The 23215-nt window shown below is 65.0% G+C and carries 16 protein-coding genes; 10 read left to right on the top strand and 6 right to left on the bottom strand.

What is annotated here, in order from left to right; genetic code table 11:
• Nucleotides 1–22: 22 nt before the first annotated feature.
• Both CKW39_RS04760 and CKW39_RS04755 read right to left on the bottom strand, forming a co-directional pair.
• On the bottom strand, nt 23–1354 hold the full coding sequence (locus CKW39_RS04760; RefSeq protein ID WP_095797034.1) for an NAD(P)/FAD-dependent oxidoreductase: 1332 nt from the start codon (nt 1352–1354) through the stop codon (nt 23–25).
• A gap of 34 nt (nt 1355–1388) precedes the next feature.
• Complete coding sequence (locus CKW39_RS04755) at nt 1389–2879, bottom strand: APC family permease (protein ID WP_095797033.1); 1491 nt, start codon at nt 2877–2879, stop codon at nt 1389–1391.
• 269 nt (nt 2880–3148) lie between these two features.
• Here CKW39_RS04755 and CKW39_RS04750 point away from each other — a divergent pair, with 269 nt between their 5' ends.
• On the top strand, nt 3149–4555 hold the full coding sequence (locus CKW39_RS04750) for an aldehyde dehydrogenase family protein (RefSeq protein ID WP_095797274.1): 1407 nt from the start codon (nt 3149–3151) through the stop codon (nt 4553–4555).
• Nucleotides 4556–4706: 151 nt separating this feature from the next.
• Entirely contained in the window at nt 4707–5792 is a 1086-nt protein-coding gene (locus CKW39_RS04745) for an alkene reductase (protein WP_095797032.1), read from the top strand.
• Nucleotides 5793–5956: 164 nt separating this feature from the next.
• Here CKW39_RS04745 and CKW39_RS04740 read toward each other — a convergent pair whose 3' ends face one another.
• Both CKW39_RS04740 and CKW39_RS04735 read right to left on the bottom strand, forming a co-directional pair.
• Entirely contained in the window at nt 5957–7567 is a 1611-nt protein-coding gene (locus CKW39_RS04740) for a GMC family oxidoreductase (protein ID WP_095797031.1), read from the bottom strand.
• 178 nt (nt 7568–7745) lie between these two features.
• Complete coding sequence (locus CKW39_RS04735; protein ID WP_095797030.1) at nt 7746–8150, bottom strand: ASCH domain-containing protein; 405 nt, start codon at nt 8148–8150, stop codon at nt 7746–7748.
• Nucleotides 8151–8580: 430 nt separating this feature from the next.
• Here CKW39_RS04735 and CKW39_RS04730 point away from each other — a divergent pair, with 430 nt between their 5' ends.
• Nucleotides 8581–9828 carry an MFS transporter gene (locus tag CKW39_RS04730; protein ID WP_254049283.1) on the top strand — a complete coding sequence of 416 codons (1248 nt, stop codon included), beginning with the start codon at nt 8581–8583 and terminating at the stop codon, nt 9826–9828.
• Between the two features lie 54 nt (nt 9829–9882).
• On the opposite strand, the gene CKW39_RS04725 is transcribed toward CKW39_RS04730, so the two are convergent.
• Nucleotides 9883–11316 carry an MFS transporter gene (locus CKW39_RS04725; RefSeq protein ID WP_095797028.1) on the bottom strand — a complete coding sequence of 478 codons (1434 nt, stop codon included), beginning with the start codon at nt 11314–11316 and terminating at the stop codon, nt 9883–9885.
• A 153-nt stretch (nt 11317–11469) separates the two neighbouring features.
• Here CKW39_RS04725 and CKW39_RS04720 point away from each other — a divergent pair, with 153 nt between their 5' ends.
• The 7 genes from CKW39_RS04720 to CKW39_RS04690 all read left to right on the top strand — a co-directional run bounded on the left by CKW39_RS04720 (nt 11470) and on the right by CKW39_RS04690 (nt 22367).
• Nucleotides 11470–12300, top strand: coding sequence for an IclR family transcriptional regulator (locus tag CKW39_RS04720; RefSeq protein WP_095797027.1), 831 nt, complete (start codon nt 11470–11472; stop codon nt 12298–12300).
• 91 nt (nt 12301–12391) lie between these two features.
• Nucleotides 12392–13297, top strand: coding sequence for a shikimate dehydrogenase (locus CKW39_RS04715; protein WP_095797026.1), 906 nt, complete (start codon nt 12392–12394; stop codon nt 13295–13297).
• The gene (locus CKW39_RS04710) at nt 13294–15168 is read left to right on the top strand and encodes a bifunctional sugar phosphate isomerase/epimerase/4-hydroxyphenylpyruvate dioxygenase family protein (RefSeq protein ID WP_095797025.1); all 1875 of its coding nucleotides are present in this window, start codon (nt 13294–13296) and stop codon (nt 15166–15168) included. The genes CKW39_RS04715 and CKW39_RS04710 overlap by 4 nt, the downstream gene beginning before the upstream one ends.
• Before the next feature lie 175 nt (nt 15169–15343).
• Entirely contained in the window at nt 15344–16432 is a 1089-nt protein-coding gene (locus CKW39_RS04705; RefSeq protein WP_095797273.1) for a maleylacetate reductase, read from the top strand.
• Entirely contained in the window at nt 16432–17838 is a 1407-nt protein-coding gene (locus tag CKW39_RS04700; protein ID WP_254049282.1) for a D-serine ammonia-lyase, read from the top strand. The genes CKW39_RS04705 and CKW39_RS04700 overlap by 1 nt, the downstream gene beginning before the upstream one ends.
• Nucleotides 17839–18023: 185 nt before the next feature.
• Entirely contained in the window at nt 18024–18674 is a 651-nt protein-coding gene (locus tag CKW39_RS04695; protein ID WP_095797023.1) for a TetR/AcrR family transcriptional regulator, read from the top strand.
• Nucleotides 18675–18785: 111 nt separating this feature from the next.
• On the top strand, nt 18786–22367 hold the full coding sequence (locus tag CKW39_RS04690; protein WP_095797022.1) for an MMPL family transporter: 3582 nt from the start codon (nt 18786–18788) through the stop codon (nt 22365–22367).
• Between the two features lie 170 nt (nt 22368–22537).
• Here the strand turns inward: CKW39_RS04690 and CKW39_RS04685 are convergent, their stop codons facing one another.
• Complete coding sequence (locus CKW39_RS04685) at nt 22538–23107, bottom strand: YqaA family protein (RefSeq protein WP_095797021.1); 570 nt, start codon at nt 23105–23107, stop codon at nt 22538–22540.
• Nucleotides 23108–23215: the final 108 nt, after the last annotated feature.

The following is a 23215-nucleotide window of genomic DNA, read 5'->3' as shown; positions in this document are numbered from 1 at the left end:
GGCCGGGAGCCGTTGGCTGGGCTCAGACTTTCAGTTCCTTGATCATGTTGCGTGCCGTGCTCAGTCCAGTTTCGATGGCGCCGTCCACGACGACGCCGCGCCAGCCCCGCGCCCAGTCCGCCCCCGCGAAATGCAGCCGGCTATCGGTAGCGCGGAAGTGGTGCCACCCGTTGGTGAACTGCCCCGAACGCAGTGTGGCCCAAGCCTGACCGCTCCACTTGTCCGCCACCCAGTCATGGCCGGTGGAGTCCACGACCTCCAAGTCCGGTCGCCATTGATTGATGATTTCCTGACCGTGTTTCGGGTCGTTGAGATCCACCAGGTCGTGGTGGGGGCCGAATCCCACGCAAATGGTGGTGTCGTCGTCCATGAAGAACTCGCTGCGCAAGATCGCCATTTTGGCGGGGGTGGGTGCGTAGCCAAGGATGCTGTGGTGACCCTTGACCTTCACCCAGATCTTGCATCCGGTGGAGTTCCACTTCTTGTCGACGATGTTGCGCATGCCTTCGGGTAGCGCCGGAGTGAATTCGATCGTGGGCAGCGCACCCACGGGCACCGTGACGATTACGCCGTCGCAGGAAATGCGTTCGCCGTTCTCCAGGGTGACCGTGGCGCCGGCCGACCGGTGGTCAATGGACGCGACCGGGGTGTTGAGCCTGATGGGGCAATTGAGGTCGGCGGCGATGTTCTCGTAGATTCCCCGCATGCCGTTCGTGAGTTTGTACCGAAGTGTTTGTTCCTCCATGAGGCTCATCCGATGATCGGACAGCGCAGCCCACTGCTTGGCCATGAGCGGCGACCCCAGTTCCGGGTCCCCGATGTACCCGGCGGCCCAGAAAGCGTTGCAGAGATCGATCTCTTCCTGGGAGAAGGAGCCGTCCCGTAGGCAATCCAAAACGCTGCCTTCATCCGCGGCCAGGAACCGCCGGCGAAGTTCCGGGGTGCTGCCGCTGGTTTCGTCCAGTACGTGCAGTGGCTCGTAGGGGTACGGGAAGAACTCGCGAGAGTCCTCAAAAATCTTTTGCATGGGGCGGTCGATCGCCGCTTCGAGGTCCGCCTCGGAACCGTGTTTGACCAAATCACCCGTGACCCAATATGCGTCATCACAGAATGGGCTGGGGTAGATGCTCTGGTCGTACCGCGTGATCTCGGACCACACGTGCGGTTGCATCCAGTGCACCCAGGTCGCACCGAGTTCGAGGGGGCGACCCATGCGTTCCTCAGTCCACGCTCGTCCGCCGATACGCTCCCGGGCTTCAACGATTTCCACGTCTACGCCGGCCATCTGCAGTTCGCGAGCGGCGACCAGGCCGGCGAAACCGGCCCCGACAACTACGACATGGGGATTGCTCATGGTAATTCCTCCGGTGAATGGGTTGTTGATCGAATCAGGAATGAGGGTGGTTGGTGACCACGGGAAGTTCTTGCGATTCGGGGATCTGATCCTCGTGCTGCATGGCCCGGTACACGTCCGGGCGGAGTCGCCTGATGACCTCACCCCAGATCAGTCCCACCACACCCGAGCCAATGATGATGCCCGGCATGATGGCCACCAGCGGTGATGGGCCTTCCGCTCCGATCATGAGATCGAAGTTGACCAGGATGAGGGCGGCCACGGTGAGCAACCCGAGTGCTGAGATCACCGGCGCCACCACGCGAGTGCCCACACCGTGTCCGTGGTGATTGCGAGAAAACCAAGCCACGACCGCAATGGATGTGACGGCCAGGAGGAACACCAAACCAAAGGCTGCGGCATTGGTCAGCCAGGTGAACAGAGTCAGAACAGGGAACAGATCTCCCAGCGGTGAACCTGCTCCGGCTATGGCGAAAACCACAATCACAATGATCGCCACGCAGGACTGGGCAAGGGACCCGGCAAACGGAGCTCCGGTCCTGACGGATGTCAGTCCGAGTTTCTTTGGCAGCACCCCGGTACGGCCCAGTGCAAAGAAGTACCTGGCGGCGCCGTTGTGGAAGGCGACCAGAGCAGCGAGCAAGCTCGTGATGAAAAGGACGTTCGCGACGTCGGCGAGCAGTGTGCTGCGTTCGGCGAGCCACACGAACACCAGGTCCGGCCCGAGTTCTTGAGATGAGGACACGATGTTTGAGGCCCCGACACCCACGGAGAACGCCCAGGACGAGAACATGTAGAACACGGCAATCACGGCCACTGCAATGTAGGTTGCTCGGGCCACGGTCTTCCGGGGGTTCTTGGTTTCCTCAGAGTAAATGGCGCCCGATTCGAACCCCATGAATGCCGCGATGCCAAAGGCCAGGAGCACTCCGATTCCGGGAGTGAAGAAGTTCTGCGGGTCAAGGGTTTGCAACCCGATTCCCTCCGGGGCGGCTACGAGCGCCAGGACGGAGACCACACCCACCACGAGAAACTCTAAGGCGACCAAAATGCCCAGTACCTTGGCGGAGAGGTCCACGCTGTTAACACCCAAAACACCGACAATCACCCACCCGGCCAGCGCAGCGAGCCACCACGGAACCGTCATGCCGGTCAGACCAGTGATCAAGGTGGCCAACGAGAAGCCGAACAGTCCATACAGACCAACCTGCATCATGTTGTAGGAGACCAACGCCAGGATGGCCGCGGCGATGCCTTGCCTGTTTCCCAGGCCTTCGGCCACGTACGCGTAAAACGCTCCGGCGTTCTGAACATGCCCACTCATGGCGCCGTATCCAATGGCGAATACGGCGAGGATGAGTCCCAGGATCAGATAACCCACCGGCACACCCAGAAGACCGGATACCGCGAAACTGGTCGGCACGCCGCCGGCGAGGACGGTCAAGGGCGCTGACGCGGCGATGATCATGAATACCAGGGCTGTGGTGGACAGATGACGCCTCGCGAGGCGAGTAGGTTGCTGCACGGTGAGCCTCCGATGCGGGTTTCAACAGGTTTATCCCATTGTTAGCCAGCTCACACCCGCAAGGCGTTGTCCAGGAGTGCTGGGCACTTGTCATTGGCTGCGGGGTGCTGCTTGAGACGTCGCGAGGTGAACGCCGGAGCCCTCGCCTGCACCGAGGAGCAAGACGGCTGCACGGGCAGACAACATGAGCGGCGTGACACAAGCCACAATGGATGCAGAACGAGGCCTTCGCCAGCCGTTGGCGGACCACCGGCATCCAAGGAGCACCCATGAGCACGTATCAAGAACTGTTGTCAGCCATTGCAGATCCCTCCGGTCGCGAGATTCTCGACCCCGCCTCGGGGGAGCTGGTGGGCAAGGTCCACGAGTCCACGGTCGCCGAACTGAACCGGGCGATCGAGGCGGCCCGCGCTGCGCAACCGGAGTGGGCGGCGTCGGGCCATGCCAAACGGTCCGAGTACCTGCATCGCGCGGCGGATGCGGTGGAGGCCAACGCGAAGGCGCTCGCGGAGCTGCTCTCCCGTGAGCAGGGCAAGCCGATCAAGAACGGCCCGAACGCGGCCTTCGAGGTGGGTGCATGTGCCGCATGGTTGCGCGCCAATGCGGACACGCCCATGGAGTCGGAAGTTCTCGTGGATGATGAATCCGGCAAGGCCGAACTCCACTACATGCCGCTGGGAGTGGTGGGTGCGATCGGCCCGTGGAACTGGCCCATGATGATCACCGTGTGGCAGGTTGCCGCCTCGCTGCGCATGGGCAACACCGTGGTGGTCAAGCCCTCCGAGTACACGCCGCTGTCCGTGTTGGGGCTTGTCCACGTGCTCAATCAGGCGCTACCGGAGGACGTGTTGCATGTAGTCCCGGGCGGCGGAGAGATCGGAAAGGCGCTGACCGAACACACAGGGATCGACAAGATCATGTTCACCGGCTCCACCAAGACCGGCCAGGCCATCATGCGATCCGCCGCGGATGGACTGGCGCGCCTGACGCTCGAGCTGGGAGGTAACGACGCCGGTGTCGTTTTGCCTGACGTGGATGCTCAGAAGATCGCGGGCGACCTGTTCTGGGGCGCGTTCATCAACACGGGCCAGACCTGCGCTGCCCTCAAGCGCCTCTACGTGCACGAAGACGTCTACGACGACGTGTGCAACGCCCTGGTTGAGGTGGCCCAGCAGATGCCCATGGGCAACGGGCTCGAGGAGCAGAACGTGCTGGGCCCACTGCAGAACAAGCAGCAGTACGACATCGTGGCCGGCCTGGTGGAGGACGCCAAGAATGGTGGCGGCCGGGTGCTGATCGGCGGTGATCCGCAGGCTGACCAGCCCGGTTATTTCTATCCGACCACGTTGATCGCGGACCTGCCCAACGACAATCCGCTGGTGGCGCAGGAACAATTCGGTCCGGCTCTGCCGATCATCAAGTACTCGGACCTGGACGAGGCCATCGCCATGGCCAACGGCCTGGACGTGGGATTGGGCGCCTCGGTGTGGTCCTCCGATCCGGACGCCGCGTTCGAGGTGGCGCAGCGGATCGAGGCAGGCACGGTGTGGATCAACAAGCACGGGGCCGTGGATCCGCGTGTGCCGTTCGGCGGCATCAAGAGCTCCGGTTACGGCCTGGAGTTCGGGGTGGAGGGCCTCAAGTCCGTGGCCGCGCCTAAGGTGATCTCCCGGTAACGGTCGACGACGCCGCCCGGTCCGGCGCCAGCCGATGGACACCAGGGCCGGCGCCGTTGGAATGTCTCGGGGCCGCATTGCGTTGTTGTCTTCGGAAAGTGTCCGGGCGGGTTATTTGCCGCGACCCGGAGAGAACCGTGGAAGGATGCATATGACTACTCTTTTCGACCCGCTGACGGTGGGCAAGTACGAACTGAATAACCGCGTGGTGATGGCCCCGCTTACCCGCATGCGGGCAGATGCGGACGGCGTGCCCACGGACATCATGGTGGAGTACTACGCCCAGCGTGCATCGGCCGGCCTGGTCGTTTCCGAGGGCACGTTCCCCACGCTGGTGAGCCGCGGTTACATGAACGAGCCGGGCCTGGCCACGGATGAGCAGGCTGCCGGCTGGGGTCGCGTGGCCGAGGCTGTGCACAAGCGCGGTGGCCTGTTCTTCATTCAAATCATGCATGCCGGACGTCTGGTCCACCCCGCGTTGACCGGCGGGCAGCAGGGTGAAGCTCCCAGTGCCATCGCGTCGGGTGAGCCGATTCACATCCCGGGTGGTAAGGCCGATACTCCGGAGCCGCGTGCCCTGGAACTCGAGGACCTGCCGCACGTGCGCGATGAGTTCGTGGCCGCCGCCCGCCGCGCCGTGGACGCCGGTGTTGACGGTGTGGAACTGCACAGTGCCAACGGCTACTTGTTGCAGCAGTTCCTAACCCCGGCATCCAATCAGCGCACTGATGAATACGGCGGTTCCCCGGAGAACCGTGCGCGCTTCGTGATCGAGGTGACGCGCGCGGTGGCCGAGGAAATCGGTGCCGATCGCGTGGGCATCCGAATCTCGCCGCAGCACAACGTGCAGGGCGCGGTGGAGGCCGATCACGCTGACGCCGTGGCCACGTACGAAGTCCTGGTCGACGGCATCAAGGACCTGGGTCTGGCGTATTTGTCCATGTTGTACAAGGACATCGACAGCCCGTTCGTGCAGGATCTGCGCACTCGCTTCGGCGGTCCGTTCATGCTCAACAGCGGGTTCAGCGAGCACACGGATCTGGAAGAGTCCGAGCACATTGTGCAGGACAACATCGCCGACGCCGTGGTGGTTGGCCGGGCACTCATCGCCAACCCGGATTTGGTCGAGCGCTGGCGCGATGGCCTGGAGCTCAACAAGCCGGACAGCAAGACCTTCTACGGTGGCGGGGCTCGCGGTTACACCGACTACCCGTTCGCGAAGGTGGCGGTGCAGTAGGTTTTACGCGCATCCTTGCCCCAAGTAGCTTGGCTGTGCACGTGGTGGGCCGTTAGAGCCGCCGCGGACATCTCAGGGGCCGGTGGAACCCTTTTCCCTAGCGGGAAGGGTTCCAACGGCCCCTGATGTGTATTTGAGGGTTCTAGCGCGCCAGGAGATGCGGCCTACTCCTCACCCAGCAGCATCCGTGCGCCCTTCTCGCCGATCATCGCCGACGGTGCATTGGTGTTTCCCGTGGTCACGGACGGCATGATCGACGCATCGACCACGCGGAGCCCTTCCACCCCGTGCACCTTGAGGGTCGCCGGGTCCACGACTGCCATCGGATCGGTGCCCATCCTGCAGGTGCCGACTTGGTGGTGGTAGGTAGTCACCGCCCGGTCCATGTAGGCGTTCTCTTCCTCCTCGGTGGCGAGGTCGGACTCGGGATAGACCTCCCGTGCACCCCAGTCCTCGGCCAACGGCGCGCTCCTGACCATCTCCCGCGCTTGCCGGAACGACGCTCGCAACGATTCCCGATCCCGCGGATCTGCGAAGATCTGCGGATCGTACTCGGCGGGATCCGCGCTGCTCGGCCCGGTCAGGCGGATGGTCCCGCGCGAATAGGGCCGCACCAGGCCGCTGTGCAGTGTGAACGCATTGGCGGGTCCGGTCATGGTGTCGTCGTACATCGGGACGCAGAAGTGGATGGGTTGGGTGTCCGGTCGATCCTGCTCCGGTCCCGAGCGCCAGAACAGGTGCGTTTGCGATATCGATTGCTCGTCCACCTGGTGATCGACGGCCCGGCTGGTGGCTTCCGCAATGACGGGCAGCAGCAGATGGTCGTGCAGGTTCTCACCCACACCCGGCAGATCCACGATCGGTTCGATGCCTACTTCGCGCAGATGATCAGCCGGCCCGATACCCGAGCGCATCAGAATCTTGGGGCTGTCCAGCGCCCCGGCGCACAGGATGACTTGATCGGCGCGAATCACATCGCCCGATCCGGTTTCCCTGGCCGCGGGGTCCTCTGATTCCACCCCTTCGACTTCTTGGTTGTTGCCGGCGTGCAGCTCCACACCGACCACCGCGCCGCCCCCGATCAGCAACTTCTCCACGATCGCCCCGGTGCGAACCGTGATCTTCCCCGCCTCGACCAGCGGCTTCACGTACGACGTGTAGGTGGTGCAGCGTTTTCCGTTCCGGATGGTCAGCTGCTCGTAAGAGACGCCGTCCTGTTGGTCACCGTTGTAATCGGGATTGAACTCCACACCCACCGCTTCCGCCGCGGCAATGATCGACTCGAAGATTGGGCTGCGCTTGTAGTTGCCCACCACGGGAATCGGTCCGTCCTTGCCGCGGGGGTTGAGATTGTCAGGCGACGCGGCGCCGTCGTAATTTTCCAGGGCTTCGAAAACGGGGCCGACGTCGCTCCAAGACCACCCGTCGCAACCCGCCGCGGCCCAGTCGTCGTAGTCGAGTGGGTTACCGCGTACCCAGATGGATGCGTTGAGTGCGTGGGAGCCGCCTAGGACGCGGCCCCGTGGCCAGTGGATGACCCGGCCGGAGGCGTGTTCTTGCGGGACGGTGAAGTAATCCCAGTCCTCCGCGCTGTGCCACAGTTCGCCCAGGCGGGGGAGCTCTGCAATGGCGGGGTTCGTGTCCTGCCCGCCGGCCTCCAGAAGAGTCACTGTGTGACCGGCCGCGGCCAACCGCCCCGCAACGATGGATCCTGCTGTCCCGGCGCCAATCACCACGGTGTGCTGGCCGGAGTTGTTCGAATTCGTGTGTGCCATGAAGACACTATGCGCCTAAATGTGATCTACGTCTCGTGCTTCAGTGCATGGGTTTTGGTGGTCCGTGCAGGGTGCACCCGGTGTGCCGTTAGAGCCATCGATTACACGGGAAGTGCCGTTGGAACCTTCATCCCTTGTGGGAAAGGTTCTAGCGGCCCCTGGTGTGCATCTGAGGGTTCTAATCTGCCACCAGCCGCTCCACCACCCGGAACTCCTGCATCACCACTGGCGTGCTGTCATCGAGTTGGCCGGCGGGGGAGTGGGCGGCCCAGTACTCTTCGTGGTCCCGGCGCCAGTCCGTCAACGAGGTGTGGCCCTCGCCCTCGGCAACCACATGGGACCAGGGGATATCGCTCAACGGCACGATGGTGACCGCGATGGTCTCAAGGACTGCAACGCCACGGTCATTGGAGTTCAGCAAGAGCTCCAGCTCACCTGGCTCAGGCAGCGGTTCACCTTCAACGTCGTAGTCCGAAACCAGCGAACTCGTCGCCGTCTTCTGACCGCGGAGGATTAGCAACACCAGTCGATTCCGCAGCGGCCCCGGCGGACCGAACTCGGCGGACCTCACACCCTGATCCATGCCCCAAGTATGGCGTGACGCCTCACCTCCGTTGCACCTGGTGTGTCGTTCGAACCTTCGCCTACATCTGAGGTGCCGTTGGAACCCTTCTGCCCAGCGGAAAAGGCTCTAACGACACCTGGAGTGCATCTAAGGGTTCTAACGACCCCTCACATGTGAAGTAGTGCCCCACCGAACCACCAAGTGCTTGAGCCCCGAGTGCCACCGATCCTCCAAGTGCGCGTGCCCCTCACGCGTGAGGAAAGGTCCCGCCGAACCCCCAGGCACGCACCGACGACCGGGCCCACGCCCACTCTCACCCGTGACCAACCCCTCCCCTCCACCCAGCGCCAACCGCCCGATTCGCGAGTACCATTTGAGACGAACTTAGAGGGATCGGTCCGCACGTGTGGTCGGGTGTGCGGTGGTTTGATGTACCCGGAGGATCCTTTTGCCCAGCTCGACCGCCCCGCAGGCGCAGACGCCACTCTCAGCACAGGATTCGCTCGTTGCCGCAGGTGGCTGGCCGTTCCTGATCACGGCCTTCATCGGTCGCCTGCCTGCGGCCACGCTGCAACTTGGGCTGCTGCTGTACGTCAGCGGCGCTGGACTGAGTCTTGGTCTGGCCGGCATCACGGTGGCAGCCGTGGGACTTGGTTCAGCAGTTGGCGCCCCGTTGGTCGGCAGGCTCATCGACCATTTCGGTCCGCTGCCCGTGGTTGTCAGCGCAACGCTCATCCAGTTGCTGAGCCTCACGGCCCTGCTCCTGACGGTCGTCAATGACGGGCCCACCCCCCTCATCCTCGTGTGCGCTGCCCTGGTCGGTTCCGCGAACCCGCAAGTGGGCGCGATCGCGAGGGCGCACTGGTCGGGCTTGGCGCGGCGGCGTCGGCAACCGCGACTGATCACCCGCGCGCTGGGCTACGAAACTGCCTGCGACGAAACCAGCTTCATCCTGGGTCCCGTGATTGCCGGTCTGCTCGTCGGATTACTCGGTCCCAACCCCGCTCTGCTCACCATCATGGCGTGGGTGATCGTGGGCCAGGGCGCGTTCATCATGTACCTGGCGCGCCACCGCACCGAGCACGTCGCGGCCACGGTCGAGGACACTGCGGCGGGTGGCATCGGCAAGATTTCGATCGCCAAGGCGCTGCCGCCCATGATGGTGTGCCTGTGCGTGGGTACCGTGTTCGGCTCGACCCAGACCGCGCTGACCGCCGTCAACGTGCTGCGCGGCACGGAAGCTTACACCGGTGTCATTTACGGCTTCATGGGTGCGGGCAGCGCGGTCGCAAGCATTCTGGTCTCCCGCCTTCCCGAACGCTTCCCCTTGTCCTTGCGCGTGGCGATCGGCGCCTCCATCATCGGCCTAACTTGCCTGGGTCTGGTCACCCTGCCCAGCACCCCGGTCATCGCCGGCCTGTTCGTGATCATTGGCGTGGGCGTGGGCACCATGCTCGTGAGTTCATTCGGCCGCGGCGAGCGGATCGCGCCGTCGCACCGCATCGCCTCGGTGATGACCATGCTCACCACGTGCCTGGTGCTCGGCGTCTCGCTGGGCGCCGCTCTCGGTGGCGTGCTGTCCGTGCAACCCGAGCGCGGGTTCATGCTCACGATGGCCGCGGCCGTGGTCGGCATCCTCGCCTCCTTTGCCCTCCACATCACCAAACCCGGACGGCCCGCCACTCACCAGGAGTGACGACGCCGCCCGGGCCGGGTCGCGTGGGTCAGGTCAGGAGATCACGAGGTTGCGTCAGCGACGCCCCGCAGCCGCGGTTTCCTTGCGGTCCAGGGCACCCAGTTCGAGGGCCTCGGTGCGCGTGGTGTGCAGGTCGTCGATCTCGTCCAGGGAACGGTCTTTGGTCTCCTTGGCGGTCAGCGCTGCGACCACCGAGATCAATCCCGCGGCAGCGACGACCAGGGCCACGTTCATCCACTGGGCACCGTCCGCGCCGGCCACGGAGGTGGCCAGGATGGGAGTCAGACCACCGGAGATCGCAAAGCCGATCTGCGTGCCCAGGGCCAGGCCGGTCACGCGGACGCGGGTCGGGAACATCTCCGCGTAGAACGAGGGCCAGATGCCGTTGGCCATGGAGTAGAAGCAGCCGGACACCAGCGCACCCAGCACGAAGATGAGCGTCCAGTTACCGGCGGACACGGCGGCCAGGTAGGGGAACATGAAGCCCACCGCACCCAGCACGCCCACGACGAACACGGGCTTGCGGCCGATCTTGTCCGCCAGAAGTGCCCACGCCGGAATCGTGAACAGTGCCACGAAGTTCGCGACCACCGAGACCCACAGCATGGTGGAGCGTTCCAGGCCCACGATGGAGGTGGCGAAGGAGAGCGACCAGACCAGGAACACCACATTGATGGTGTTGACCATGGCGGCAGCGGCAATGCGGATCACGGCGGCCTTGTGGTACTTCAGCAGGGTGCTCAGGGGAGCGGTGCGCTTGACCTCGGCACCCTCGGCCTGGGCTTCCTCGAAGGCCGGCGGCTCTTCCAGGTGACGGCGGATCATGTAGGCCACGAACACCACCACGGCGGAGGCCCAGAACGGAACGCGCCAGCCCCAGCTGAAGAGCTGCTCCTCGGTGAGGATCAGGGTGAAGGGGATGAACACGGCGGTCGCCAGCAAGGTGCCGAACTGGGTGCCCTGCAGGGTCCAGCTGGTGGTGAAGGCGCGGTGGCGGTCATCGGAGTGCTCGAGCGAGACCGAAATGGCGCTCGCCTGCTCACCGGAGGCGGAGAGGCCCTGGATCACGCGGCACAGCACCAGCAGCGCCGGAGCCAAGAGGCCGGCCTGATCGTAGGTGGGCAAACAGCCGACCAAGAACGTGGCGCCACCCATCATGAACAGGGTCAGCATGAGCACGAATTTGCGCCCGTACTTGTCGCCCAGCGGCCCCATGATCAGTGCGCCCAGCGGGCGGACCACGTACGCCACGCCCACGGTGCCCATGGAGAACAGGATGGCCACGCCCGGGGACGCGTCTTCCGGGAAGAAGATGTGGTTCAGAACCAGTGCGGCGGCAGTGCCGTACACGGCGAAGTCGTAGTACTCCAGGGCCGAGCCGATCCAGCTCGCGAGCGCGGCCTTCTTCGGGGTCTTGGCGGGAGTCCCGGCCGAATGGTTGGGCGGGTTTTCGGCCCCCGGGGAGCCTGTGTGGTAGGTGGTGCTCATGAGAAGTCATCCTTCACGGAAGGCGTGGGATCGAACGTCCCCGCTGCGGTGATTGCCAAATATTGGAAATAGTTTTCAAATACTTGAAACACAAGCATGATGTGAGTCACACTGTTCGTCAAGTACCCGACGAAAAACAATCAGGAGCACATCATGAGCCCCACCCAGACCACCGTCTCGGCGGCGGACGCGGCAGGCGAGGCAGGCACGCAGGACAAGGCGCGCCCAGCCGATCGCTCCGGCACCGTGCGCAAAGGACTTACGCTCCTGGAACTGCTGGCCAACTACCCGCACGGGGCCACCGCGGGCCAGATCGTCGCCGACTCCGGCTACGCCTTCAGCACCTGTTACCGCCTGCTCACCACGCTGGTCGATTCCGGTTTCGCTGAGTTCGATGCCACCACCAAGCAGTACCGCCTGGGCCTGCTCGTGTTCCAGATGGGCCAGAAGGTCGCCACGGCCAGGGGATACTCGGGCGTCGCGCTCCCCATTCTCCGCAAGCTCACCGAAGCCACCGGTGAAAGCTCACTGCTGGCCGTTCTGGACGGCGACCGTTTCCTCACCGTGCACACCGTGGACGGCCCCAACCACCGCATCACCACCGACCCGGGAGACCGCGGCGAGCTGCACACCTCATCCCTTGGCCGCGCGCTGCTCGCCTTCAGCCCGCAAGAAACGCGCGACGAGTTGGTCGCCACCATCGACTTGGGCCAGCGCACCGACCGCTCCCTCACCGATCGCGACGACCTGCGGCGGATCCTCGAGGAAACCCGCGCACGCGGCTGGGCCTCCCAGGACCAGGAACACGATGACGGGATGTGCGCCGTCGCCGTGCCCGTCATGACCCCGGGTGGGCCGCTCGTCGCCGCGCTCGCGCTCGCCGCCCCCGTCTATCGCTGCGACCTGGCCGGCCTCGAGGAGCACCTGCCTTTGCTCAACGACGCCGCCGCCCAACTGGCCTCGCAACTCCCGCAGCGTCCGTAGTCACCGATACCTCGCTAGTCGCCGCGGCACCTGCCGACCCATCAACGCATCCAGTCACCTCAGTAGCCACGGATTCCCCGAAAGGAACCGCATGTCCACTCGCAATGAGTCCTTCCTGATCGGTTTGATCGGCGACGGCATCACCGAAAGCCTCACCCCACCCATGCACGAGCGCGAAGCCGATCACCACGGCGTGCGCTACCTCTACCGGCCCGTGGACCTCACGGTGATCAATCGCCCCGGATCGGACGTGGGCGAGTTGCTGCGCGCCGGCCGGGATCTGGGCTTCAACGGCTTCAACATCACTCACCCGTGCAAGCAGATCGTGCTGGAGCACCTGGACGAGGTGGATCCCCAGGCCGCCGCGATCGAAGCGGTCAACACCGTGCTGATCAGGGACGACAAGTTCATTGGCTACAACACCGACTGCTCCGGGTTCACGGCCGGTTTCCGTGCCGGCCTGCCCGGGGTCAACCTGGAACGCGTGGTCCAGTTCGGTTCGGGCGGCGCGGGTTCGGCGGTTGCCGAGGCCCTGCTCACCGTGGGCGTCCAGCGCCTGGATCTGGTGGATGTCGACGTCGCTCGCGCGGCTCAGCGCGCCGCAGCCCTAGCCGGGCGGTACCCGGGCGCCGTCGTCGAGACTGTCTCACCCGAACAGGCGCCCGAGCTCGTGAAGGGGGCGAGCGGCGTCGTCAATGCGACCCCCGTGGGCATGCATCATCACCCGGGCACCCCGTTCGATACCGCCCTGCTCAACGCGCAGCAGTGGGTCGCGGACGTGGTCTACCTGCCGTTGGCCACCGAACTCGTGACCGCGGCCAAGTCGCTGGGCTGCCAAGTGCTGGACGGCGGCCACATGGCGGTCGGGCAGGCGGTCGATGCTTTCAGGCTGTTCACCGATCTGGAACCGGACCGGCAGCGGATGCGCGACCACTTTCTGTCCCTGACCGGGCAGGCACCGGTGGCCAGCAAGCAGCAAGCGGGAGCGGCCCTGTGAGAACCAGCATCGCCACGGTGTGCCTGTCCGGCACGCTTGAAGAAAAAATGCAGGCTGCTGCGCTCGCCGGATTCGACGGGATCGAGGTGTTCGAGCAGGACTTGGTGGTTTCGCCGTCCTCACCCGAACAACTGCGAGACATGGCCGCGGAGCTGGGGCTGTCCCTGGACATGTACCAGCCCTTCCGGGACGGCGTGGAGGTCGCGCCGGACGCGTTCCCCGATTCGCTACGGCGGCTGCGCGACAAGTTCGAGCTGATGAATCGCCTGGGCACCCCGGTGCTGCTGATGTGCTCGAACGTGGCCACGGCGGCTTTGGATGATGACCAAGCGATCGCGGATCAGCTTCGACGGGCCGGCGAACTGGCCGCCGAATACGACATCAAGCTCGCCTATGAGGCCCTGGCCTGGGGCAAGAACGTCAACGACTGGCGCCGCGCCCACCGCATCGTGGAACTGGCCGATCACCCCGCCGTGGGCACGTGCCTGGACAGTTTCCACATCCTCTCCCGCGGGGACACCGTGGACGGGGTGGAGTCGATGGACCCGGAGAAGCTGTTCTTCGTCCAGCTGGCGGACGCGCCCCTGCTCAAACAAGACATCCTCTCGTGGTCGCGGCATCACCGCGTGTTCCCTGGCGAGGGTGACTTCGACCTGGTGGACGTGCTAGCTCGCCTGCACGAATGCGGCTACGCGGGTCCGGTCTCGCTCGAAATCTTCAACGACGCCTTCCGCCAGGCGGATGTTCACCGCACCGCCGTGGACGGGCTGCGCTCGTTGCGCTGGCTCGAAGACCAGACGGCGGACGCCGTGCGCGCGGCGGGGGAGGACCCCGCCCGTGAGCCGCTCGTGCTGACCGACCTGCCGGATCCCCAGCCGCCGCGGGCATGGGATTTCGTGGAACTGCGCACCTCCAAGCTCGGGCAGACCACGCGCCTGTTGCACCAGCTAGGGTTCGAGCTCGCCGGTCACCACCGCAGCAAGGACACCGTTCAGGCGTGGACGCAGGGCCCGGTGCGCATGGTCATCGCGGAGGATCTCGAGGCCTCGCTCGAGCAGCCCACTCGGCTGGCCGCCCTGGGCTTCCAGGTCGACAACCCCGACGACGCCGCCCACCGCGCCTCCCGCTTGCTCGCCCCGGTGGTCTGGCGCACCCAGCAGCCGGACGAAACCGTGCTGCACGGCGTGGTCGCTCCGGATGCCACCGAGATCTTCTTCGGTCCCCACACGGACAGCGGTGTGCCCCCGTGGTTGGAGGAGTTCGGCGCGGACCCGGCCGAGGCGACGTCGGAATCCCTGATCACCGGCGTGGACCACGTGAACCTCGCCCAGCCGTGGCAGCACTACGACGAGGCCGTCCTGTTCCTGACCTCTCTGCTCGACCTGCATGCCCAGCCCGCTCAGGAGGTCGCGGGGCCGTCCGGGCTGGTGCGTTCGCAGGTCATGCGGTCCGCGGATGAAACCGTGCGCATTCCGCTCAACGTGGCCCCCACCGCCGCGGAGCAAGGCGCGTACACGGGAGCGGCCTACCCCGAGCACGTGGCGCTGGCCTGCGCCGACATTGTTGCCGTGGCTCGACGCGCACGACGCCGCGGCCTCACCTTCCTGCCAGTTCCCGAGAACTACTACGAGGACCTCGTGGCCCGCTTCGATCTGGCCCCGGACCTGGTTGCGGAACTACGCGAGCACGGACTGCTTTACGACCGCGACGAGCACGGTGAGTTCCTGCACTTCTACACCGCGACCCTCGGTGAAGTGTTCGTGGAGGTCGTGGAACGCCGCGGTGGCTACCGCGGATTTGGCGCTCCCAACGCTCCCGTGCGGCTGGCTGCGCAGTACCGGACCTGGGAGGAAGCAGCGGGCACCATCTGATCACGGCTTACTGCACGGTAAGCCGCCATACTCGGCAGTAAACCGTCACGAAATGGCTCTGGGGTCGACTCGGCGCACCTGACAGACTGGAGCCAACCAGTCTTCGTGCGTAGAGAGCGGGATGTTCGTGAGTGATCAACGGTCCAATCAGACCAAGCCCGGTGACAATCAGCCCATGGTGTTCGAGCACAGCACCGCCGCCCAGCGGGTGTTGTTTGGCTCCGACAAGGCCGGTGAATTCCTCACAGCCGAACTCGGGCGGCTGAGCAGCACGCGTCCCATGATCATCACGGGTGGATCCGCAGAACGGGCCGCCCGGGAGATCACCGCCCGTCTCGAGCCCGGCCTGTGGTGGAACGAGGTGGTCCAACACGTCCCGGTGGAGCTCGCGGAGAAGGCGCGCGCGGCGGCGTCGGAAGCTAAGGTCGACGCGCTGGTGACCGTGGGCGGCGGCTCGACCATCGGTCTGGGCAAGGCCGTCGCGCTCACGTCCGGTCTGCCGCTGATCGCCGTGCCCACGACCTACGCCGGCTCCGAGGCCACCGACATGTGGGGCCTGACCGAGAACCGCACCAAGACCACCGGCCTGGATCCCAAGGTCCTGCCGGTCACCGTGATTTACGACGCCGCTCTGTCCCGTTCCCTGCCGGTGGGTCTGTCGGTCGCGTCCGGCCTGAACGGGATGGCCCACTGCGTGGATTCGTTGTGGGCGCCCAAGGCGGATCCGATCAATCGGACGTTCGCGCTCGAAGGCGCTCGCGCCCTGACGATTGCCCTGCGTGGCATCACCGCCGATCCGGACGATCTGCGCGCCCGCGAGATGGCGTTGTACGGCTGCTACCTTGCTGCGTTGTCCTTCGCATCCGCCGGCTCCGGAATGCATCACAAGATTGCGCACGTGCTGGGTGGGACGTTCAATCTTCCGCATGCGCAGGTCCACGCGACCGTCTTGCCTTACGTTTTGGCGTTCAACGCCCCCGCGGTGCCGGAGGTTTCGGCACGGTTGGCCGATGCTCTCGGCGCCGACTCCGGTGATGCAACCGAGGCCTTAAGCTCCCTGTATCGCGAGATCGATGCGCCCCGGGCGCTCGCGGACATCGGCTTCACCGAGGACGGGATCGCGGAGGCCGTGGAGCGCTCCCTGAAGGCCATCCCTGCATCCAATCCGACCACTCCGACGGAGGAGAACCTGACGGCGTTGCTGCGTGCCGCACGGAATGGTGACGATCCGGCCAGCGTGTCCGTGGCGGCGCAGCAGGCGTGATGGCAGTGCGCGGCGACTTTCGCGACGACCCGTTCCTCGCTCGGTTGGCAGATCAAGAACCATCCGCGTGGTTCAACCCGGCCGTGACCACCACCGCGGCGGGGTTGGTCGCGTCGGAACTTTCGTCGGACATCGTGGACGACGCCGCCGCGCGACTCGAGCGGTTCGCCCCGTGGATTGCCCAGGCGTTTCCGGAGACGGGGGACGCTCGCGGAGTGATCGAGTCACCGCTTCATGCCGCGCCGGACATGCAACGTGAACTGGGCCTGACGGCGGGCCGGTTGCTGCTCAAGCGCGACGACGTTCTGCCCGTGAGCGGCTCCATCAAGGCTCGCGGAGGAGTGCACGAGGTTCTCGAGTACGCGGAATCACTGGTCATGGAGGCGGGGTTGCTGCCGTCACCTGCTGAAGTCGGCGAGAGCACGAACCGCGCTGCGGAGAGCGACACGGATACGGTTCAGAGCCTGACCCCGGGTCTCACTGTGGCCGGCCATGAGGATGAAGTTGCCGGCATCACGGACTATCGCGTGTTCAGCTCGGATCCGTTCCGCGAACTCATGGCCGAGCACCGGGTGGTCGTGGGTTCCACCGGAAATTTGGGGCTGTCCATCGGTATCACCGCGGCCGCACTCGGGCTGCAAGCCACCGTTCACATGTCAACGCACGCGCAAGCCTGGAAGAAGGAACTGCTCCGCAGTTTGGGTGTTGAAGTGGTGGAGCACAGTACCGATTACACCGCTGCGGTGGAGGCAGGACGTAAAGCCGCGCAGGCCGACCCGACCACGCACTTCGTGGATGACGAGCACTCGGTCAGCCTGTTCGCCGGGTACGCCGTGGCGGGCCGACGGCTCGCGCGGCAGCTGGCGAATCAGGAAATCACGGTAGATGTGGATCACCCGCTGTTCGTCTACCTTCCGTGCGGCATCGGTGGTGCACCGGGCGGGGTGGCCTATGGACTCAAGCTGGAATTCGGAGATGCCGTCCACTGTGTCTTCGCCGAACCCACCGCGGCGCCGTGCATGATGCTGGGCGTCTACACCGGACTCCACGATGAGATCTCTGTGGCTGAACTAGGGCTGGACACCCACACGGTGGCGGACGGTTTGGCCGTAGGGAGACCATCAGGTTTCGTGGGGCGACGCATGCAGGGCCTCATCGAGGGTTACTACACGGTGGCCGATCAGCGGATGAAAGATCTGGTCAAAGCGCTGTATGCAACAGAGGGAATACTCGCCGAGCCCTCCGCCGCGGCAGCCCTTGATGGCCCGCAGTGGATCACCACCGATGCGGACTATCGTCAGCGAATGAACCTCACCGATCAGCGGCTGCAGAACGCTACCCACATCGCTTGGCTGACCGGCGGTGGCATGGTCCCCGAGGAAATCCAACGGAGCTACCTCGCTTGAAGCCTGACGCCTGCCTGCGGGAACCCGACGGTTGCCACTAAACGCCTGACGCCCGGCCGGCTGCGCACACCGAACGAGAAGCGCCAACGCCTAAGAAGCACCCCCAGCTTTCCCCAAGAAGTCTGCTTGCTCACACTCAGGCTCAGAAGGTGCACAGAGTGCAACAAGTGCCCTACTGTTGACACGTGAACTTTTCATGCCAGGGGGAAGCCCCCAAGGACAAGCGGGGTGCTCTCAAGTGGCACAACCGGCGCGCCATTGTGATGGCCGCGGGTGAGCTGGCTGATCTCCACGGCATTCAGGGGTTCTCCGTCGATGACCTGGCCAAGAAGGCAGGCGTCTCCCGGCGGACCATTTTCAACCACTTCTCATCGGCGGAAGATGCGGGGTACGAGTACCTCTCGGAATTGGTTTCACATCTCGTCGGGGCAATCCTTGCGGAACTTCCGGACCCTTCCGAGCTAGGTGATCAAACACTGGGTTCGGTGTATCGGGATCTGTGCACGGCGATGCGGGCTCACAGCCTGGTCGAAGCGCTGCGCCCGCTCCTGATCCAGGCAACTGAGGTCAAAGAATCACCGACCGCAGCGCTCTGGAGTTTCCGCGTGACCAATACGGCCACCGAGCAGTTGGAGCACGTGCTCCGCGAACGGCTGCCCGAACACAGCCAGCTCGAACTGCAGCTGGTGGCCACTTCCATCATCAACTCCATGGCCGTGTGCATGGACGCATGGCTCTTGCGCACCGGCGGGGAACTGAACGACCAAGCCCGAAGTGAGTGGAACGAACTCCTGACCGAGACCCTCAAGATTCTGGGCCGCGGCTTCAACACCTGACATACCTGACCTTTTGTCGGCAAGCCCGCGCGAGCGGCGTCGTCGGCGAGACCCGCTATCGCGGAACGTAACTGAACATGACCATCGCTACTTACAAGTAGGAGATTCTCCGTGGCACGACTTCTCTACCGGCTGGGCATCGGCTCGGCCCGTCACGCGTGGGCGGTGATTGTTGCGTGGATCGCCGTGCTGGCCATCTCTGTGGGTGCGGTGGCGTTCTCCGGCGTGCAGCTGTCCAACGCGATCACCATTCCGGGCACCGAAACCCAGCGACTCGCCGACCGTTTGCAGGACGAGCTCCCCGAGGCCAACCAGGGCACCGGCCGCATGGTGTTCTACACCGAGGACGGCTCGGAATTCACGGAGGAACAGCGGCAGGGTATTGCCGATGCCGTGGCATCGACCGAGGGCATCGACCAGGTGGACAGCGCCACCAACCCGTTCGAGGCGCAGGCCCAGCTCGATGACGGACGTCAGCAACTCGTGGACGGTCGCGAGCAGCTGGAGGAGGGCCAGCAGGCCATCCAGCAGCTGGAGGAGAACCTGCCTCCGGGCGCCAACGCGGACCAGATCCTGCAGCAGCGCGGCATCAACCCGCAGCAGATCCAGGAGCAGCAGGCTCAGCTGGAATCCGGTGAGCAGGCCATGGAACGCATGGGCGACTACCGCGTGGTCTCCGAGGACGGCAACTCCGCCATCTCGGTCGTGAACTTCACCGTGGATCAGACGTCCGTGACCGCGGATGCCAAGGAAGCCGTGATGAACGCCGTGGAAGACCACTCGGTCGACGGCGTGGGCGTGGACTTCTCCCAAGAGCTCTCGCAGGACATCTCGGCCCTGCTGGGCCCGGCGGAAATCGTGGGCGTGGTGATCGCGGCGATCGTGCTGTTGGTCATGCTGCGCGCCCTGGTCCCGGCCATCCTGCCGGTGCTGACCGCGCTGATCGGCGTGGGTATTTCCACGGCCGCGACGCTCGCCTTCTCCGGCGTGATCGACATGATGTCCGTGACCCCCATGCTCGGCGTGATGCTGGGCCTGGCCGTGGGTATTGACTACTCGCTGTTCGTGCTGAACCGCCACCGTCAGCAGCTGCGCCGCGGTATGGAGGTCAAGGAATCCATCGGCATGGCCGTGGGTACCTCCGGCACCGCCGTATTCTTCGCTGCCCTGACCGTGATCGTCGCACTGGTGGCGCTGAACATCACCGGCATTCCGTTCCTGGGCCTGATGGGTACCGTGGCCGGCGTTGCCGTGCTGATCGCCCTGCTCATCACCCTCACCCTGACCCCCGCGCTGCTCTCCCTGGCCGGGCGCAAGGCGCTGCCCCGCAAGCAGCGAAACGCCGCCCCTGACGAGCAGCACATCAACGAACACGACGTGCCGTTCCACTTGCGCCACCCCTGGATCACCTCGCTGCTGAGCGTGGGCGTCCTGGTGGTGCTCGCACTGCCGGCTCAGGACATGCGCCTGGGTCTGCCGGATGCTTCCACCGAAGCCGTGGACAGCACCTCGTACCAGGCCTACCAGCGCATTGCCGAGGACTTCGGCGCCGGCGAGAACGGCCCGCTCGTGGCCGTGGTCGATATGCCCGAGGGCCTCAGCGATGACGAGGCGACCGAGAAGATCAACTTGGTGTCCGACCGCATTGCCGAACAGGACGACGTAGCCAACGTGCTGCCCGGCGTCACCACCGATGACAACCGCACCGGCGTCATCCAGGTGATCCCGGAATCCGGTCCGGCTGATGCCGCCACCGAGGAGCTCGTCAACAACCTGCGCGGCCTCAACGGTGACGCGCTGAACGGCGAGGACGTCAAAATCGGCGTGGCCGGCACGACCGCCGCGAACATCGACGTCTCCCAGCTACTCGGCGAGAAGCTCCCGCTCTACCTGGGCGTGGTCATCATCATCTCGCTGCTCCTGTTGCTCATGGTCTTCCGCTCCATCGTGGTTCCGGTGATCGCCTCCCTGGGCTTCTTGCTCTCGGTCCTGGCGTCGCTGGGTGCCGTGGTCGCGGTGTACCAGTGGGGTTGGGGTGGCGATCTGATGGGCGTGCACGATCCCGGGCCCATCCTGAGCTTCCTGCCCACCCTGATGATCGGCATCCTGTTCGGTCTGGCCATGGACTACCAGCTATTCCTTGGTTCCGGCATGCGCGAGGCCTACGTCCACGGCCACCCGGCGCGTCAGGCCGTGGTGTACGGATTCAAGGCCGGTCGCGCTGTGGTCACGGCCGCGGCGATCATCATGATCTCCGTGTTCGCGGGCTTCATCTTCGCGCACCTGTCCATGATCAAACCCATTGGTTTCGCCCTGGCGATCGGCGTTCTGTTGGACGCGTTCGTGGTCCGCATGTTCCTGATCCCGGCCGTCATGCGGATCATGGGTGAAAAGGTCTGGTGGCTGCCGCGTTGGCTGGACAAGATCCTGCCGCGCGTGGACGTTGAGGGCGAGTCCCTCGTGCGCGCCGGCGCCACCGCCGGTGCCGCTGGCGGTGCGGCCACCGCCGCGGTGGGTTCCGGTTCAAATTCGGATTCGGGTTCCCGTTCCCAGCGCGACGACGCCGCTCCCACCTCGGATCGCGACGGTTCCGTAAGCGGCGGGTCGGCTGCCCCCGTTGCGGTCGGTGCGGGTGCACATGGCGGGTCGGCTCAGGCCTCCACCTCCGCGATTGCCGGTGCGGCTGCCGCGCCGGGAACGACTCCCGCCCCCGTCTCAACCCCTACGACGGACGCTGCGGCAGGGAACTCCGCGAGCGGCGTCGTCCCCGTGAAGGCCATGGCGTTCTCGGAAGTGGAGTTGCGCAAGGCGGATCCCGCGCTCAAGGCGACGGACGCGTTGTTGCCGTTGCTACCGAGTATGCCGAACGAGGAGGAAACGGCTCGCGAGGAACTGAGTAAGGACAAACCCGAGGCCGCTCCGCACAAGTCCATGCACGAACGCGTGAACTTCCGGAAGGTCATGGTGGCGGGCCGACCCGTGCTCGTGGTTGAACCCAAGTCTCGCGCGTGGGGTGCCGTGGCGCCCGTGATCGTGTACTGGCACGGCGGCGGTTACGTGAACGCCATGTTGGGTACGCACTGGCGCTACCTGGACGAGTTGATCAAACACACCGGTGCAACGGTCGTGGTGCCCAGCTACGCGCTGGCGCCCCTGCACACCGTGGACGAGGTGCAGCCGCTCGCGGACGGAACGCTCGAGTTGGCGCGTTCGCTCGGCAAGCGCGTGTACTTCATGGGTGATTCGTCCGGCGGTGGCCTGGCGCTGGCCCAGGCGCAGCGCTTGCGCGAGCAGGGTGAGTCGCTGAACGGCCTGGTGCTCATTGCGCCGTGGGTCGACGCGTCGCTCAGCAACCCCGAAATCTCGGCCTACGAGTCCAAGGACAACATGCTCAGCGTCAAGCGGCTGCAAGCTTCGGGTCGCTGGTGGGCCGGGGAGCGGGACGTGCTCGACCCGCTGGTCAGCCCGATCTACGGCTCGTTCGAGGGACTGCCGCGCACCCTGATTACTCAGGGCGACCGCGACATCCTCTACCCGGACACCATGAATACGGTGGCGGAACTGCAGCTCGCGGGCGTGGACACCACCACGATCGTGACCGAGGGTGCGCCCCACACCTACTCGCTCATGGTGTGGACTCCCACCGCGCGCAAGGACGTGGAGGAGATCGCTCGCTGGATCCTGGAGGGGTAGCTAGTTCTTCCAAGGCTCACCCGGTGAGAGCCATTTGATAACGGCTTACGGCACGGTAACCACTGGTTACCGTGCCGTAAGCCGTTACGAGATGGTTTCGATGCGGCCGGGGCCAGATTCACGCCTTGCTGACGACGCCGCTCGGTCGGCTTTGCGCATCCAGGCCAGCTTTAGCGGCCCACGTTCTTGAAGAACCACGTGTAGAAGCCGATCCAACCCGCGGCGAAGACGCTCCACCGGACCCACTCAGGAGCGTCCGGCAGGAGTTTTCGCCCCAGCACGGCCAACCCGCCAATGGCCGCGGTGACCAGGATGAATCTCGGAGCCCGCGCCGGAACGGACCACAGCAAAAACCGAGGCAGGGGCCGCCCCAATAGTCCGTTGGTCCGCGCATAAATCTTGTACGGGGTGCCCCGCAGCGGCCCCGTCAGCAAAGCTGTGTATCCCTTGGCGGAGTAGTCCTCTTCGATCCGGCGCACCATGGCTGGGGAGACCGCGGGCAGCGTGACCAGCGCCCGTGCCGAGCGCGCTGCATCTGTCCTGGCACCCCACAGATGAGTGACTGCGCCACCCAGCACCGCGCCGGCGGTTGCGGAGGCCACGCACCTCAGGCCGCGTTTCGGGCTCTTCATGGCCACCGCGGACAACCACACGTCCGGGACGATGAAGAACACTGTGGCTTCCGCAAAACCCCACCCCGCTGCCACGGCATGATCTCGGCGGACCGTTGAACCTGTCATGTACCCTCCGAGGTCGAGCAGTGCTTAGCAGCTGTGACGCCCATTCTGCCCGCTCGTGACGGTTCAGCGCGGACCTACACAATCATCGTTAATGGACGATATGATCGT

This window comes from Kocuria sp. WRN011 (assembly GCF_002295155.1).
Classification (GTDB): domain Bacteria; phylum Actinomycetota; class Actinomycetes; order Actinomycetales; family Micrococcaceae; genus Kocuria; species Kocuria carniphila.
This window is presented reverse-complemented; position numbering and strand designations above follow the sequence as displayed.